The sequence below is a fragment of the Salinicola sp. MH3R3-1 genome (genome assembly GCF_001937155.1).
GTDB lineage: Bacteria > Pseudomonadota > Gammaproteobacteria > Pseudomonadales > Halomonadaceae > Salinicola > Salinicola halophyticus.
On sequence record NZ_MSDP01000089.1, the window covers coordinates 1 to 708 of the forward strand.

General features: G+C 58.8%; 1 tRNA gene and 1 pseudogene. Both read left to right on the top strand.

What is annotated here, in order from left to right:
• Positions 1-458 (top strand): annotated as a pseudogene (locus tag BTW08_RS18475) (23S rRNA pseudouridylate synthase B); the annotation flags it as partial.
• An 87-nt stretch (positions 459-545) separates the two neighbouring features.
• Positions 546-621: transfer RNA gene (locus BTW08_RS18480), tRNA-Lys, on the top strand.
• The last annotated feature ends 87 nt before the right edge of the window (positions 622-708 follow it).

Sequence of the window (708 nt, forward strand, 5' to 3'; positions counted from 1 at the left end):
AGATCGAACGCGAATACGCGGTCCGCGTAATGGGTGAGGTCAAGCGCGAGCACGTGGTCAATATGGTCGAAGGGGTGATGCTCGAAGACGGCCCGGCGCGTTTTTCCGACGTGCAGGAGTTCGGCGGCGAAGGCATCAATAGCTGGTTCCACGTGGTGATCATGGAAGGGCGCAATCGAGAAGTGCGTCGTCTGTGGGAATCCCAGGGCCTAACCGTCAGCCGCCTGAAACGCGTTCGTTATGGCAACATCTTCCTCGACAAGCGGGCCAAGGCCGGCGAGTGGACCGAGATGACCCAGGACGAGATCGACGAGCTGTCGACGATGGCCGGGCTCGAGCCGCGCAAGGTACCGGAACTGACGCCGGACGAGAAAAATCGCTGGAGCCGCGACAAAAACAAGCGGCGCCCGGTGACGGCAATGAAGAAACCGCGCCGTCCGCGGCGTGAAGACTCCTGATTCCCGCGTCGTGACCAGCGCCTCGGGGCGGGAAAAAATACTTGCCTGCTCCGAGGGTTATGAGTAATATGTGCGCCCAGTCGGGAAGGGTCGTTAGCTCAGTTGGTAGAGCAGTTGGCTTTTAACCAATTGGTCGTAGGTTCGAATCCTACACGACCCACCACTTTCCGACGGGTCGATGCTTTTATGGCAAGCGCCATTGATCAGAAGCGCATGGGTCGTTAGCTCAGTTGGTAGAGCAGTTGGCTTT